The 14,142-nt window shown below is 62.4% G+C and carries 14 protein-coding genes, 1 pseudogene and 1 riboswitch; of the genes and pseudogenes, 2 read left to right on the top strand and 13 right to left on the bottom strand.

The genetic code is table 11. The features are described 5' to 3' along the window. Nucleotides 1-2 precede the first annotated feature (2 nt). The 8 genes and pseudogenes from ACFPWW_RS06515 to ACFPWW_RS06480 form a co-directional block, all read right to left on the bottom strand. Nucleotides 3-1,178, bottom strand: a complete 1,176-nt coding sequence (locus ACFPWW_RS06515) for a M20 aminoacylase family protein (protein WP_377311068.1) — start codon at nt 1,176-1,178, stop codon at nt 3-5. Nucleotides 1,179-1,271: 93 nt separating this feature from the next. Beyond that, nucleotides 1,272-2,777: a tripartite tricarboxylate transporter permease gene (locus ACFPWW_RS06510; RefSeq protein ID WP_112564052.1), complete on the bottom strand. Its 1,506-nt coding sequence runs from the start codon at nt 2,775-2,777 to the stop codon at nt 1,272-1,274. A 9-nt stretch (nt 2,778-2,786) separates the two neighbouring features. Further along, a complete protein-coding gene (locus tag ACFPWW_RS06505; RefSeq protein ID WP_112753261.1) occupies nt 2,787-3,248 on the bottom strand; it encodes a tripartite tricarboxylate transporter TctB family protein in 462 nt (153 codons plus the stop codon). 100 nt (nt 3,249-3,348) lie between these two features. Continuing rightward, a complete protein-coding gene (locus ACFPWW_RS06500) occupies nt 3,349-4,332 on the bottom strand; it encodes a tripartite tricarboxylate transporter substrate-binding protein (protein ID WP_112564048.1) in 984 nt (327 codons plus the stop codon). A 205-nt stretch (nt 4,333-4,537) separates the two neighbouring features. Then, nucleotides 4,538-4,984 (bottom strand): SRPBCC family protein, encoded by a 447-nt coding sequence (locus tag ACFPWW_RS06495; RefSeq protein ID WP_112753260.1) that lies wholly within the window; start codon nt 4,982-4,984, stop codon nt 4,538-4,540. Nucleotides 4,985-5,042: 58 nt separating this feature from the next. Continuing rightward, nucleotides 5,043-5,366, bottom strand: coding sequence for an ArsR/SmtB family transcription factor (locus ACFPWW_RS06490; protein WP_113412990.1), 324 nt, complete (start codon nt 5,364-5,366; stop codon nt 5,043-5,045). 121 nt (nt 5,367-5,487) lie between these two features. Beyond that, entirely contained in the window at nt 5,488-6,843 is a 1,356-nt protein-coding gene (locus ACFPWW_RS06485) for a sigma-54-dependent transcriptional regulator (protein ID WP_112703584.1), read from the bottom strand. Beyond that, nucleotides 6,840-8,715 (bottom strand): annotated as a pseudogene (locus ACFPWW_RS06480) (sensor histidine kinase). The gene ACFPWW_RS06485 and the pseudogene ACFPWW_RS06480 overlap by 4 nt, the downstream one beginning before the upstream one ends. 108 nt (nt 8,716-8,823) lie before the next feature. Here ACFPWW_RS06480 and ACFPWW_RS06475 point away from each other — a divergent pair. Next, nucleotides 8,824-9,486, top strand: a complete 663-nt coding sequence (locus ACFPWW_RS06475; RefSeq protein ID WP_377311067.1) for a sulfite oxidase-like oxidoreductase — start codon at nt 8,824-8,826, stop codon at nt 9,484-9,486. On the opposite strand, the gene ACFPWW_RS06470 is transcribed toward ACFPWW_RS06475, so the two are convergent. The 3 genes from ACFPWW_RS06470 to ACFPWW_RS06460 form a co-directional block, all read right to left on the bottom strand. After that, on the bottom strand, nt 9,471-10,076 hold the full coding sequence (locus ACFPWW_RS06470) for a hypothetical protein (protein WP_377311066.1): 606 nt from the start codon (nt 10,074-10,076) through the stop codon (nt 9,471-9,473). The two genes, ACFPWW_RS06475 and ACFPWW_RS06470, sit on opposite strands and share 16 nt — an antisense overlap. Nucleotides 10,077-10,147: 71 nt before the next feature. Further along, the gene (locus ACFPWW_RS06465) at nt 10,148-10,882 is read right to left on the bottom strand and encodes a CbtA family protein (protein WP_377311065.1); all 735 of its coding nucleotides are present in this window, start codon (nt 10,880-10,882) and stop codon (nt 10,148-10,150) included. Between the two features lie 13 nt (nt 10,883-10,895). Beyond that, the gene (locus ACFPWW_RS06460) at nt 10,896-11,105 is read right to left on the bottom strand and encodes a CbtB domain-containing protein (protein WP_112753256.1); all 210 of its coding nucleotides are present in this window, start codon (nt 11,103-11,105) and stop codon (nt 10,896-10,898) included. A 50-nt stretch (nt 11,106-11,155) separates the two neighbouring features. Beyond that, nucleotides 11,156-11,230, bottom strand: a riboswitch (cobalamin riboswitch). A 103-nt stretch (nt 11,231-11,333) separates the two neighbouring features. Between ACFPWW_RS06460 and ACFPWW_RS06455 the strand changes: the two genes are divergently transcribed. Further along, nucleotides 11,334-11,879: a histidine phosphatase family protein gene (locus tag ACFPWW_RS06455; protein ID WP_377311064.1), complete on the top strand. Its 546-nt coding sequence runs from the start codon at nt 11,334-11,336 to the stop codon at nt 11,877-11,879. A 279-nt stretch (nt 11,880-12,158) separates the two neighbouring features. Here the strand turns inward: ACFPWW_RS06455 and ACFPWW_RS06450 are convergent, their stop codons facing one another. Together ACFPWW_RS06450 and ACFPWW_RS06445 are read right to left on the bottom strand one after the other, a co-directional pair. Then, nucleotides 12,159-12,599: a response regulator gene (locus ACFPWW_RS06450; protein ID WP_377311063.1), complete on the bottom strand. Its 441-nt coding sequence runs from the start codon at nt 12,597-12,599 to the stop codon at nt 12,159-12,161. Continuing rightward, a complete protein-coding gene (locus ACFPWW_RS06445; protein ID WP_377311062.1) occupies nt 12,596-14,089 on the bottom strand; it encodes a sensor histidine kinase in 1,494 nt (497 codons plus the stop codon). The genes ACFPWW_RS06450 and ACFPWW_RS06445 overlap by 4 nt, the downstream gene beginning before the upstream one ends. Nucleotides 14,090-14,142 lie beyond the last annotated feature (53 nt).

Here is a 14,142-nt window from a genome sequence, read left to right as displayed (position 1 = left end):
ATTTAAGCCTCAGCCTTGAGCTCCCGCTCCACCAGCGACACCCAATAGGCCGCACCATATTGCATCGCCTCGTCGTTGAAGTCATATGCCGTATTGTGATGCAGCGCCCCATCGACGGCCGGGCCATTGCCAAGCCAGACATAGCAGCCGGGAGCATTCTGACCGAAGAAGGCGAAATCGTCGCCGGCGGTTGACGGCGGAAAACTCGTGCGGGCCTTTTCGCCAAAGACGGCCTTTGCGGCAGCCAGCGCCCGCGCCGTCGCATCCGCATTGTTGACCACGGGCGGAATGCGGCGTTCGAATTCATAATCCGCCGAGATGCCGAACATGGCGGCCGTGCCCCGCGCCAGACGGCCGATTTCGGACTCCAGCTGATCGCGCACCTCGGGCGAATAGGCCCGCGCCGTCCCGCCGATCTCGACGATATCGGGGATGACGTTGAGGGCCTTGGGATTGCCGGCCTGCAGCGAACAGGCGCTGACCACTGCCGGCTGAAGCGGATCGACGACCCGCCCGACGATCGCCTGCAGGGACGAAAGGAAGGTGGCGGCTGCCGTGATCGGATCGCGCCCGAGATGGGGCTTTGCCCCATGCGTGCCGATGCCGCGGAAGGTGATCCGCCAGCTGTCGGACGAGGCAAGCTGCGGCCCCTCGACGACAGCGATCTCGTCCACGGCAAGGCCGGGCATGTTGTGCAGGCCATAGACGGCATCGCAGGGAAAGAGCTTGAACAGCCCCTCCTCCACCATGCGTTTTGCGCCGCCGCGGCCCTCTTCTGCCGGCTGGAAGATGAAATGCACGGTACCGGAGAAACTCCGCGTTTCGGCGAGATAGCGTGCCGCGCCGAGCAACATCGCCGTATGCCCGTCATGACCGCAGGCATGCATCTTGCCCGGCACTGTCGACCTGTAAGGCCGCTCTGCCGTCTCGGGCATGGCGAGCGCGTCCATGTCTGCCCTCAGCCCGATCGCGCGTGTGCCGTTGCCGATCTGCAGCGTGCCGACGACGCCCGTGCCGCCGAGGCCGCGATGGACCACGATACCGGCCTCCTCCAGAAGCCTGGCGACGATCCCGCTGGTGCGCTCCTCCTCGAAGCCGAGTTCGGGATGGGCATGCAGATCGCGACGCAGAGAGGTCAGAAAAGGCAGATCGTTGCTGATCCGGGCGGGAATGCTCATGAGCCTGGATATCCTGTAAAACGAAAACGGGCGCCCGATAGCGCCCGTATCAGATCGTTCTTTCTTCATCAAACAGGCCGGGAGCGCAAGCCCTCACGCCTCTTCGACAAAGACCTCTTCGCGCTTGCGCTTCACGCTGGGCAGGAAGACGACGATCAACACGGCAAGCGCGATCGCCAGCAGGATGGCGCTGATCGGCCGGGTGAGGAAAGTCGTTGCATCGCCGCGCGACAGGATCATGGCGCGCCTCAGGTTCTCCTCGAGCAACGGCCCGAGCACGAAGCCGAGCAGGAGCGGCGCCGGCTCGCAGCGAAGTTTGGCGAGCACGTAGCCGATGAGACCGAAGAAGGCGATGGCATAGAGGTCGTAGACGTTGGAATTGACGCTGTAGACCCCGATCGAGCAGAAAGCCATGATCACGGGGAAAAGCACGTAATAGGGCACCGTCAGCAGCTTCACCCAAAGCCCGATCAGCGGCAGGTTGAGGATGACGAGCATCAGATTGCCGATCCACATGGAGGCGATAATGCCCCAGAACAGGGCGGGCTGTTCCGTTGCCACATTCGGCCCCGGCACGATACCCTGGATGATCATCGCGCCGACCATCAGCGCCATGACAGGGTTTGCCGGAATGCCGAGCGTCAGCAGTGGAATGAATGAAGTCTGAGCCCCGGCATTATTGGCCGATTCCGGCCCCGCGACGCCGGCAACCGAACCGTGGCCGAACTCTTCCGGTTTCTTCGAAACGCGCTTTTCCACCGTGTAGGAGGCAAATGACGCGAGGATTGCTCCGCCGCCCGGCAGAATGCCCAGTGCCGAGCCGATGACCGTGCCGCGGACAACCGGCGCAATCATCTCCTTGAATTCCTCCTTCGACGGCAGCAGACCCGTAACTTTCGCCATCAGCACCGTGCGCGTCTTCTCGCCCTCCAGATTGCGCAGGATTTCCGCAATACCGAAGACGCCGACCGCCAGCGCCACGAAATTCAGTCCGTCGGCATATTCGCGAATGCCGAGCGTGAAACGGGGCGTGCCGGTATAGATGTCCGTGCCTACAAGGCCAAGCAGCAGTCCGAGCGCCACCATTGCCAGCGCCTTGACGACCGAGCCGTGCGCCAGTGCGATCGAAGACACGAGACCGACGATCATCAGCGAGAAATATTCCGCCGAGCCGAATTGCAGCGCGATTGCCGTCAACGGTGGCGCAAAGATCGCCACAAGGAAGGTCGAGACCGTGCCGGCGAAAAACGAGCCGAGCGCGGCGATTGCAAGAGCCGCCCCGGCCCGGCCCTTCCGCGCCATCTGATAACCGTCGATGGCCGTGACGGCCGAGGAGGATTCGCCGGGCATATTGATGAGGATCGCCGTCGTCGAGCCGCCATACTGCGCACCGTAATAAATGCCGGCGAGCATGATGAGCGAAGAAACCGGCTCGAGCTGGAACGTGATCGGCAGCAGCATGGCGATCGTGGCTGTTGCGCCAATGCCGGGCAGCACGCCGATCAACGTGCCGAGCAGCACGCCGATGAGGCAGAAGAACAGGTTTGCCAGGCTTCCGGCCGTGTAGAAACCGAGGGCGAGATTGCTGAAAAGTTCCATCCCCGCCTCCTAGAACCGCACCCAGGGGCCGAAACGTTCGAACGGCAGCCCGAGCCCGTAGCTGAAGACGGCGACAGAAAAGACCGTCAGTACCAGGGAAAGGACAAGCGCCATCAGCACATTCATGCGGGAAGACGCAAAGCAGGCGATGAGGGCCGTCAGGAAAATGGCCGGCGCAAAGCCGAGCCCGCGCACCGTCAACCCGAAGAAGACGGGTGCGGGGAGAATGAAGAGCATGCCGCGCCAGGCGAACGGCTCGATCGGCTCACCCTGAACCCGTACCGCCTGCACGAGGATGATGAGGCCGAGCAGAACGAGGATGCCCGACAGGACGAGCGGGAAATAGCCTGGCCCCATGCGCAGCGCCGTGCCGATTTCAAGTTCCAGCGACTGATAGGCAAAGAAGGCGCCGGTTGCGGCGAGCAAGGCGCCGCAGATGACGTTGGTTGTGTCGAAACTGAGGGATTTCATAATGTCTCCCGGTGTTGGAGATGGAGCGTCGCTGCCGATGCCGGGCTGCGCAGACACCCTCCTCCCGGCCGGGAGGAGGGTGCGAAGGTCGCAGTCAGGCTCAGTCTGCGTATTCGCCGGCAGCTTCGATAACGGGCTTCCAGCGAGCGATTTCGCTCTCAAGCTTCGCCTTCAGCGCCGCCGGCGTTGCATCGGCGTCCGATGAGGGGGCCGTGCCAAGCTCCGCGAAACGGGCGGCAACGTTCGGATCCTTCAGCGCGACCTGCAGCGCCTTCGACAGACGCTCGTTGATTTCGGCCGGCGTGCCCTTCGGCGTGTAGATGCCGTGCCAGATGCCGACTTCGAAGCCAGGCAGGCCGGCTTCGACGGCGGTCGGAATGTCCTTGAGCACATCAAGGCGGGCTGGCGAGGTCACGGCATAGGCCTTGATCGTGCCGCCCTGGATCTGCTTCGTCGTATTGGTCGTCTGGTCGCACATGATATCGACCTGGCCGCCGAGAAGATCGGTCATGGCCGGGCCGGTGCCCTTGTAGGGAACGGTCGTGAGCGGCGTCTGGATGGCGCTCATGAACATCATGCCGCAAAGATGGGATGCCGCGCCGATGCCGGCATTGGCGACAGTGACCTTGTCCTTGTTGGCCTTCACATATTCGACCAGACCCTTCAGGTCGGCCGGTTCGAAATCCTTGCGGGCGACGATCGTCATCGGAACGTCGGTGACGAGGCCGACATATTCGAAAGCATTCAGCGTGTCATAGGCGAGCTTGCGGTAAAGCGTGGCGCTGGTAGCCATGCCGATATGGTGCAGCAGGATCGTATAACCATCCGGATCGGCAGCGGCCACCCGGCCGGCGCCCAGGGTGCCGCCCGCGCCGCCGACATTTTCGACGACGATCTGCTGGCCGAGATCCTTCGACATGGATTCCGCGACGAGGCGCGCGACAGTATCGGTCGGGCCGCCGGCCGAGAAAGGCACGACCATGGTGATGGTGCGCTCGGGATAGGTCTGCGCCGAAGCGGCATGGGCAAGAAGCGAAACGGCAGCGGCGGCGGTCACGCCGAGCATGGCCTTCAGGATTTTCATCGTTTTCCTCCCTGATGAAAATAGGTTGTCCCGCCGACGCATCCTCCGCACCGGCTCGGATGACCCATTTGCAGGCGGGAAAGCAGCAGCCGCAATCACGGCACGAAGGGAGGAATGACGATTTTGCGACAGTGCGCCGCAGCATGGGTCGATTCGGAAACAAATGGTTAAAGCGATGGGTGGAAATCCACCCATCGCTTGTTCTTCAACGGTTCGGAGGCAGGACGACCTCGCCCGTTTCCAGGAGGGACTTGAGGTTGGAGAGAATTTGCGGCCACCCGCCGGAGACGGCACCGATGAACTTCGAGCCCTCGACCGGGATGGAATGCGTCAGCGTCAGCTTGACCGCCTCGCCAGCCGGCTCGAGTTCTATCACGCACTCGGAAAACCCTTCGGCCTTGAGCTCCGGCCTGAACTGGTTATGCCACTTCAGGACAAGCCGCCTGGGCGGATCGAACTCGAGGATTTCGCCGGTATCGGTGACGGTGCCGTCGGAATAACGCATCCGCCAGGCAGAGCCGGCCTTCCAATCGGTTTCAAACTGCACTCCAAGCCAGAATTTCTTCATGAATTCCGATGTCGTGAGCGCAGACCAGAGTTGTTCCGGTGTGGTGCGAATATAGGTGACGTAGTTGAATGCGCTGCCTGCCATGATGATACTCCCTTTTGGCCAAGGCTTGGGTCACACCCTCGCCGGCAGGCCGGGCGATTCATTCGTCCTTGCTGCCTTCGAGGCTCTTCTTGAGATCGGAGAGCGCGTCCAATGCACGGCGCTCGAACTTGCTGATCCAGCGATCCGCGATCTCGTTGATCGGAACCGGGTTGATGTAATGCAGCTTCTCGCGCCCCTGCCTGCGCGTGGAAACGAGATTTGCTTCCTCCAGAATGCCGAGATGTTTCGTTACCGCCTGGCGCGTCATCTCCAGCCCGTCGCACAATTCGCCGAGCGTCTGGCCGTTGCGCGCATGCAGGCGGTCCAGCAGGCGACGCCGGCTGCCGTCCGCCAAAGCCCGAAAAACCGTGTCTTCATCCATGCCGATATGGAACCATTTGGTTGCCTGTTTTCATTTTATAGGCAACCAAATGGTTGCCTGTCAAGACCTGACGCGGACAAGGCCTGAAAGCAGGCCACGACACCGGGAATTCGGAACGGGATCAGAACTCGCGGCGCATCTCACCGGCCATCTCGTTGGCCAGCAGTTTCTTGTCGAGACCGTATTTCTGCATCTTCTCGTAAAGCGTCTTGCGCGAAATGCCGAGCGATTCATAGACCGGCTTCAGGCTGCCGCCATGGGCGACAAGCGCGCTCGCAATCACGCCGCGCTCGAATTCGGCGACGCGCTCGGCAAGCCCCGCAGCCTCGACCTGCCGCCCGCCGCCATCAAGGCCGAGCACGAAGCGGTCGGCGGCATTGCGCAATTCGCGGACATTGCCCGGCCACTCGCGTTGCGCAATGTCGGAGATCACATCCGGCGGCACGGCCATATCGTCCTTGCCGTAGCGCGCGGCCGCCTCCCTGACGAGTTGCATGAAGAGCAGCGGAACGTCGGCCCGGCGTTGTGAGAGCGACGGCACATGAATGGTCGCGACGTTGAGCCGGTAAAGCAGGTCGGCGCGGAACCGGCCACTGGCGACCTCGGCCTCCAGATCGACCTTGCTCGTGGCGATGAACCGCACGTCGAGCGGCACGGTCTCGTTCGACCCGAGCCGTGAAATCATGCGCTCCTGCAGCACCCGCAGGAACTTCGCCTGCAGATCGACCGGCATAGAGCCGATCTCGTCAAGCAGAATGGTCCCGCCGCGGCCATGCTCGAACTTGCCGTAGCGGGGCCGCACGGCACCCGGAAAAGCGCCGGCCTCATGCCCGAAAAGTTCGCTCTCGATCAGGTTTGCCGGAAGGGCGGCGCAATTGATGGCGATGAACGGCCGGCTTGCCCGTGCGCTGATATCGTGCAGCGCCCGCGCCACCACTTCCTTGCCCGCCCCGGTATCGCCGACGACAAGCGTATCGGCATCGCTCGCCCCGATCGCGCGAATACGGTAGCGCAGGTCGACCATGATCTGCGTGCGTCCGGGCAGCCGCGCCTCGATATCGTCGCGCTTGCCGGCAACGGCCTTCAGCAGCCGGTTCTCCAGCACGAGGCTGCGCCGCTCCATGGCGCGACGGATGACGCCGGCGAGCATCTGCGGCGTGAAGGGTTTCTCGATGAAATCATAGGCACCCTCACGCATCGCCTTGACGGCGAGCTGCACATCTCCATGGCCGGTGACGAGAATGACAGGCACTTCCGCATCGAGTTCCCGGATCTTCTGCATCAGCGTCATGCCGTCCATGCCCGGCATGCGGATATCGGTAACGACGACACCGGGAAAACTGTAGCCGATCAGTTCCAGCACGTGATCGGCGTTCGAAAACGTTTCGACGCTGAAACCGGAGAGTTCCAGCGCCTGCGCGGTCGAGCGGCGCAGTTCCTCCTCGTCATCGACGAGCAATATTTTCTGCTCGTTCATTCCGCCGCCTCCGGCATCATGCCAGCTGCCGCGGAAAGCTCGATACGGAACACCGCCCCGCCCTCCGGATGGTTGGAAACGGTCAGGCTGCCGCCGAAATCCTTGATGATGTTATAGGAAATGGAAAGCCCGAGGCCGAGCCCCTTGCCCACCCCTTTGGTGGTGAAGAAGGGATCGAAGATGCGCTCGGCAATCGCCGCCGGCACGCCCGGCCCGTGGTCGCGCACGGCCAGGATGACCCTGCCGGCCTCCTCGGAAGCCGAAACCTCGATGCGACGGTCCTCCAGCCCCTCGACGGCATCGGCTGCATTCGAGATCACGTTGACCAGCACCTGCTGCAGGCGCACCGAACCGGCCTTGACCACCGGCGGCCGCGGCCCGAGATGCAGCCGGAGATCGGCGTCAGCCGCCTTGAGCCGCCAGGCGATGATCTCCAGCGTATCGCGGATCGCCTCGTCAAGCGGCACCGGACCGAGCTTCTCATTGGGCTTGCGCGCGAAATTGCGCAGGTGCCGGCTGATGGACGCCATGCGATCGATCAGCCCGCCGATGCGCTGGATATTGTCCTGCGCTTCGGCCGTTCGGCCGCGCTCCAGCAGCACGGCGGCGCTGTCCGTATAGGTCTTGGCGGCGGCAAGCGGCTGGTTGAACTCGTGTGAAAGCGCCGCCGACATCTGACCGAGACCCGCAAGCTTGCCCGCCTGGATGAGATCGGCCTGGGTCTGGCGCAGCCGCTGCTCGGTCAGGCGCCGCTCGGCAATCTCCTGCTCGATGCGGCTGTTGACGCGGGCAAGATCCGCTGTGCGTTCCTCGACCCGCCGCTCCAGCTCGTTCTGCGCCTCGGCCTGCAGCTGCAGGCGTTCGGCAAGCCGCATGCGCCGTTGCCGAAGAATGGCAAAGGTCAGGCCGGCGATGCAGAGAATGAGAAAGACGACGACAAGCGCGGTGCGCGCCCGCGCCCGGATGGAGCCCGTGTCCATCAGCACGTTCACCGTCCAGTCTTCGGCCGGCATATAGTGAGAGAGCACGAGATATTCGCTTTGCCCGTGGTCGCCGGTCAGCGTCATCAGGTCATGATCCTCGAAGTGATGGCGGACGACCGGCAGTTCGACAAGCTTCGCATTAGCATAACGCCGCGACGCCTCGGTACGCGCTACCCGATCCGAACTCAGCGGCAGGATTGCCCCATAGAGCCAGTCCGGACTATCCGACATGAAGATGATGCCCTCGGGATCGGAGACGAAGATACGGTACTCGCCGCCGCTCCAGGAGGATTCGATCACATCGATATCGACCTTGAAGACGATGACGCCGCGGATTTGCCCATCCACCCGGATCGGCGAAGAGAAATAGTAGCCGCGCTTCAGCGACGTCGTGCCGAGCGCGTAGAAGCGTGCCTGCCGCCCGCCGATCGCCTCCTGGAAATAGGGGCGGTAGCTGAAGTTTTCACCGACGAAACTGCCGGGACCGTCATAGTTGCTGGCAGCGATCGTCTCACCGTCCGGACGCACGACGTAAATGTCGGAGGATTTCAGCAGTCCGTTGATTTCCTTGAGGTAAAGATTGGCGGTGTCACGCAGCGAGCGATCCTCCGGCCGGCTCACCAGCTCCTTGATATCGTCGTGATCGGCAATCAGTGCCGGCAGAGCCTCGTAGCGGCTGAGATGGCCGCTGAGCGCCGAGACCGCGAGCCGCAGCGCCGTGCCCGCTTGCGCCGACGCTTCCCCCATATAGGCACGTGTCGCGACCGCGCTCCCGTAGTAGAAGAAAGCGAAGACCAGCAAGGGTGCGGCGCAAAGCGCCGCAATGACACGATAGCGCGAAGACAGGGTCTCGCTCCTCCCTTTCCGCCTCCGCTCCCCGTGGAGGCATAACCCGACCGCTCAAGTGTAATGAGCACGGCAGAGTTTTCCAAGGGGCGCCGAAACTTGACACTTGTCAGGCACGCATGTCTGATTGCCGCACCGCAAGGAGACCGCCATGAGCGACGAGCAGATCCCGCAAGACAGCAAGCTCACGACATCCAAGCGCCGCTGGGCGGCAGAGGGAAAATTCCTGACCGGCCGCGTCAGCCGCCCGGAAGCCGAGCGCCTGCCGCCGGGCCAGCATCTGGTCAAGAACTGGCCGGTGCTCGATCTTGGCCAGCAGCCGGTCATTGCCATCGACAGCTGGAAATTGGAGGTGCGAGGTCTCGTCGAGACGGAACTCGACCTCAACTGGGCGGCCTTCCACGCCCTGGAACAGAGTAGCATGGTCAGCGATATCCATTGCGTGACGACATGGTCGCGCTACGACAACAAATGGAGGGGCGTTGCCACCCGCGATCTGCTCGATCTCGCCATGCCCAAGGCGGAGGCGAGCTACGTCATGCTGACCAGCTATGACGGCTACACCACCAATCTGCCGCTTTCGGATTTCGCAGCCGAGGATGCGATCCTCGCCACCGCGTGGGAGGGCCTGCCGCTCACCCGCGATCACGGCGGGCCGATGCGTCTTGTCGTGCCGCACCTTTATTTCTGGAAAAGCGCCAAATGGCTGCGCCGCATCGACCTGATGCCGTCGGACAAGGCCGGCTTCTGGGAAAAGAACGGCTACCACATGTACGGCGATCCGTGGCGCGAGCAGCGCTATTCGGAAGATTGAACGCGAAGAACCCGCCTCAGGGCAAAGTATCCTGCGGCAAGGATCGCCGCCAGTCCCGTGAGCGAAGCCATGCTCGCCGGGTGCAATGGAATTTCACCCCAGTGCGGGCGCACGATATCCGCCGTATTGAACCCTTCGCCGCTGAAGCGACAGGTCACAAGCGAAAGCCCGCGCCGCACCATGTCGATATCCACGGCCGATATGATTTCTGCCGCCGCCGCTGCCTCTTGCGGCATATCCCGCATCGCCAGCAGCACCGCCTTTGTCGCCGCGAGATAAGCATGGGCGCATTCGTTGAACGGGCTTTCCTCATCCGTCACGCTCCCCGGCATTCGACCCCAGAGGCAATAGGAATACTGGATTTCCGCGTAGTTCAGCACGCGCCGGAAAGCTTCGTTCGTATCGACCGCCCGCGAGGCGAGATCCATGATGCGTCCGCGATAATCGGCAATGACCGCCATCTCGCCGTGAGAGATTTCGGCCACCGGCAGACCGGCATGACTGCCCTCGCCGCTGCGGATATGTGCGGATGCGCTGCCTGCGACAAGCAAGGCAAGCCCGAACCAGATGCTGAGCAATGATCTTTTCACAACAGGGCGATCCGAAACGAAGCGGCCATGAGCCCGGAGAGGCAGGGGCTCAAAAGCCCCTGCTCCGCATTCTATCGATAGGCCGGGCGCAGCCCGCTCTTCAAGCCGAGGCGCTTTTCCGCCAGGGCGCCGAAGGCAAAGCCGAGAACGGACCAGAGGATCACATGCATGCCGAGCGAGGTCGTGCGGAACCGCCACAGCACCATGGCCGAGAAATTCTCCGGCACTTCGTTGATCGGCGGCAGCAGATATTCCACGAGGCCGATGAAGACGACGAAGAGGACGCCGGCGATGATCGCCGCATTCCAGGTGCCGAAATTCGCAGCCAGCCGGCGGGCAATCGCGATGGCGGCGACCAGCGAAGCAATCGAAACGACGATCATCAGGAAAAACAATTCGGTGCGCACGCCGATCGTATCCGGATTGCCGACAGCCGGCGGATTGGCCGGATATTTGATGGCGGGAACGATGACGACGGCAACGAAAGCGGCTGCGGCGATGGCGGCCGACGTGCCGCGCGCCGAAAGGCTGCTGAAGCGACCATGCACGAAGGCGAAGACAAGTGCGAACAGGCCGCCGACGGCAACACTGTATGCCATGACGCCCGTGAAGAGCCCAAGCCCCGCCTGCGTGGCGCGGCTGACGATTTCCGGCTCGGCGGCCTCGCCGGCAGCCTGCGCCGTCGCCTCCTCAAAGGCAATCGCCGCATCGACAAGCGGCTCTCCGAAGAAGCGCGCGAAGGCAAAAACCAGGATGCCAGCAATCACGCCCGCGACCATGCCGCGGAGCAGAAGATTTCCAACCATGTGAGACACTCCCTTAGTGGCAGGGGAAGCCGAGCAGGTGGCGGCCGTCATGCACGAATTCGTGCACGTACATACCGTTGAAGAGCGCCATCGCCCCTTCTTCCGTGCCGACGAAATAGATGGCGATCAGCATCAGCAGGCCGCCGAAGATCGCCCAGGGCAGGATCTGGCCTACGGGAATTGGCGCGGGTGACGCGACGGGCGCGAGAGTGGTGTCAGACATGTATTCCTCCTGGAATGACGCGTTCAGTCGAAGATCTTGCGTACGGTAGGGTCTGACTTCCAACGCGAAGAATTTCGACACGCTGGTCACAGTGGCGCGACCGCGCCGGATTTTCACCGGCTTCCAAACCCGCAACGTCACGGTTATATCTGCTGCTCAAAGAGACTGTCAACGAAACTTCATATGCGGGCGGCTGCCATCCCGCCCTATCTTCGGAGGGCGCGAAACGTGACCACCCGCCTCACATGGATCTGCCACGGCGCGACAGCAGCCAACCGCACCGCCTCCTTCCCAACCGACGAGCCGCTGGAGGAAAACGCGCCGGGCCAAGCCGCCCTCCCGGCACCGGGGCGAGCGGACACGGTGTTCGTCAGCCCGGCTCTGCGCGCGCGCCAGACCGCCGAGATTCTGGGCTTCGACGCGATCCTTGCCCCCTCTCTCAGGGATTGCGACTACGGCCGCTGGGCGGGCAGGCCGCTCATGAGCCTTCACGCGGAAGAACCTGAAAATTTCGCCCTCTGGATGTCCGATCCCGAAGCAGCCCCGCATGAGGGCGAGAGCCTGCAGGAGCTTGCAAGCCGCGTTGCCGGCTGGATGAACGAGGAAATGCCGCTTGGTGGCCACACCGTTGCCATCAGCCATGCAGCCGTCATTCGCGCAGCGATCCTGAATGTGCTGAAGGCCCCGCCCGCCGCCTTCTGGACCATCGACGTCCCGCCGCTCGGCATGGTGCGCATGACCCATGACGGCCGCCGTTGGTCGCTGCGTTTCTGAATGATCCTCGTAAATTAGTCCAGCCTTACACAAGCAAACGCGATCATACATAGCGAACCCGGAACCCCGGGCTCTACGTCCTTCCCTGAGGAGACGAAAAATGACCTATGACTGGAGTGGGGAGCGCACGCGGCGTATTCGCATCGTGCGTGTCGCAACTGTCGTCGCCGTTCTCGTCGGCGTCATGATCGGCCTGCCGTTGCTGATCAACGTCGCCTGAACTGTCAGAATACGTCAAAGGCGAGCGTGCCGCGGCCGCTCGCCTTTCTCTTTGCCGCCTTATTGCGGAATCTGGATAACGGCGAAAAACAGGCCGAGCTGACGGATCGCGTGAGCGAAATTGTCGTAATCGACCGGTTTGGTGATGTAGACATTGGCGCCGAGATCGTAGCAGCGCTGGATCTCGCGCTCGTCATCGGTCGTCGTCAGGATCACGACCGGCAGACGCTTGGTATGGTCGTTGCCCTTGATCTTTTCCAGGATATCGATGCCCGACATATCCGGCAGGTTCAGATCCAGAAGCACGAGTAGATAGCGGTCGCGGCTGACTTCACCGCTGCGATCCGCGCCGAGAATGTAATCGAGCGCGCCGGTGCCGTTGGTGAACGGGACGATCTCGTTATTGACGCCGGCGCGGCGCACATTCTTCTCGATGAGGCGGGCATGCCCCTCATCGTCCTCGATCATGACGATCGTGACTTCCTTGCCGGTGGCTTTCATGTCTCTGCCTTTATGATTGTGCTGAGGTCTGCAGGCAGCACCAGCGAAAATGTGCTGCCGACGCCTTCGGTCGAGTTGACCGTAACATCGCCTCCCAAATTTCGTATTAACGAACGCACATAGGCAAGCCCGATGCCTTCACCCGGCTGATCCTGCTCGCCGGCACGCCGGAAAAGCTCGAATACGCGCTCCAGATCGGTCTTGCCGATACCACGGCCATTGTCCTTGACATCAATCTGGACGCGCCCCTTGCCGGCGGGCACCGCCGTCACATGCAGATCGAGCGGGCGGTTCAACGATCGGTATTTTACGGCATTGTCGAAGAGATTGCCAAAGATCTGATCGAGCGAGAAGCGGTCCGTCACGAGCACGGGCACGCGCACGTCGATCTCCACCTTGCCCTCGGAGGCCGCGATCTGGTGCTGGACGCTCGCCGCAGCCGTCTCGAGTGCCGCCTTGAGGTCGACCCGCTCGGGAACAAGCTTGCGCCGGCCATCGCGTGAAATCTTCAGGATGGCATTGATCAGCGCATCCATCTTGCGGGTAGAAGACCGGATGAAGCCCATCGCTTCCGGCAGGTCCTCCTCTACCGCAAGCCTTGCTTCCTTGATTTCATCGTCATTGAGCGGCTTGCCATCTGCCAGAACATAGGCGGTCACGGCCTTCAGGCTGGTTTCCAGCTCGCTCAGGAAGCCCATGATATTGACCAACGGCGCGCGAAGATCGTGCGTCACGATATAGGCGAAACGCTGGATCTCCTGGTTGGCCCGCATCAGGTCCTCGGTACGCTCGCTGACGCGCTCCTCAAGACCGGCATTGAGGATTTCGAGTTCCGCCTGCGCTCGCGAGAGCTCGCGCACATGCTGAACGATGATGAGGATGGCGCCGCCGATGACGATGACAATGGCAAGCGCGCCGCCGATAGTGACCCATTGCAGATCGTCGGCCGCTTCCAGCTGTTCGGTAACGATGACGCGCAGCCGGTCATCGGTCGAGGCGATTAGGGCGATCAGCGTCGAGCGCGCCACCACCATCGCCGCGTTGCCGGTATCGCTGCGGACGATCGAGAGGGCATCCGCCATCTGCCCCTCGGAGGCGAGCGTAATGGTCGACGAAAGTTCCTTGAGCTTGGCATCGATCGCATTGTCGAGAGGCGCCAGGCTCTCGCTGTAACGGGAAACATCCTCTGTCGCCTCCCGCAGCCTTTGACGCCGCTGCTGCAGGTTCTGGATCGCCGTGTTGTAGGGGTCGAGATATGCCCGGTCGAGCGTCAGCAGGAAACCGCGCTGGCCCGTTTCGGCATCCTGCAGCGTCGACAACAGGTCGGCTGCCGCGCTGCGAACGCGGCGGATCTGCGCCACTTCATCGGAATAGAAGCTGTTTTGCCGCACAAGCCAGAGCGAGGCCCCGACAATCGCCACCAGGATCAGCACGCCGAGCGCCAGCATGATCAGCGCAGAGCGCACGAAGGAAGCATTCGAGGAGGGCATGAAGGGCGATCTCTGAGCGGGTTTGAAATAGCAGTGACCGAAAAACGCCCTGC

Source organism: Rhizobium sp. GCM10022189 (assembly GCF_042656325.1).
Lineage (GTDB): Bacteria > Pseudomonadota > Alphaproteobacteria > Rhizobiales > Rhizobiaceae > Rhizobium.
The sequence above is the reverse complement of the archived record's forward strand: the minus strand, read 5'-3'. Positions and strand labels throughout refer to the sequence as shown.

What these genes read in the sequence shown, in the direction of transcription:
- ACFPWW_RS06475 (WP_377311067.1), top strand. Translation starts at nt 8,824, where the DNA reads ATGAGCGACGAGCAGATCCCGCAAGACAGCAAGCTCACGACATCCAAG.
- ACFPWW_RS06505 (WP_112753261.1), bottom strand. Translation starts at nt 3,248, where the DNA reads ATGAAATCCCTCAGTTTCGACACAACCAACGTCATCTGCGGCGCCTTG.
- ACFPWW_RS06485 (WP_112703584.1), bottom strand. Translation starts at nt 6,843, where the DNA reads ATGAACGAGCAGAAAATATTGCTCGTCGATGACGAGGAGGAACTGCGC.
- ACFPWW_RS06445 (WP_377311062.1), bottom strand. Translation starts at nt 14,089, where the DNA reads ATGCCCTCCTCGAATGCTTCCTTCGTGCGCTCTGCGCTGATCATGCTG.
- ACFPWW_RS06465 (WP_377311065.1), bottom strand. Translation starts at nt 10,882, where the DNA reads ATGGTTGGAAATCTTCTGCTCCGCGGCATGGTCGCGGGCGTGATTGCT.
- ACFPWW_RS06500 (WP_112564048.1), bottom strand. Translation starts at nt 4,332, where the DNA reads ATGAAAATCCTGAAGGCCATGCTCGGCGTGACCGCCGCCGCTGCCGTT.
- ACFPWW_RS06495 (WP_112753260.1), bottom strand. Translation starts at nt 4,984, where the DNA reads ATGGCAGGCAGCGCATTCAACTACGTCACCTATATTCGCACCACACCG.
- ACFPWW_RS06515 (WP_377311068.1), bottom strand. Translation starts at nt 1,178, where the DNA reads ATGAGCATTCCCGCCCGGATCAGCAACGATCTGCCTTTTCTGACCTCT.
- ACFPWW_RS06490 (WP_113412990.1), bottom strand. Translation starts at nt 5,366, where the DNA reads ATGGATGAAGACACGGTTTTTCGGGCTTTGGCGGACGGCAGCCGGCGT.
- ACFPWW_RS06460 (WP_112753256.1), bottom strand. Translation starts at nt 11,105, where the DNA reads ATGTCTGACACCACTCTCGCGCCCGTCGCGTCACCCGCGCCAATTCCC.
- ACFPWW_RS06450 (WP_377311063.1), bottom strand. Translation starts at nt 12,599, where the DNA reads ATGAAAGCCACCGGCAAGGAAGTCACGATCGTCATGATCGAGGACGAT.
- ACFPWW_RS06510 (WP_112564052.1), bottom strand. Translation starts at nt 2,777, where the DNA reads ATGGAACTTTTCAGCAATCTCGCCCTCGGTTTCTACACGGCCGGAAGC.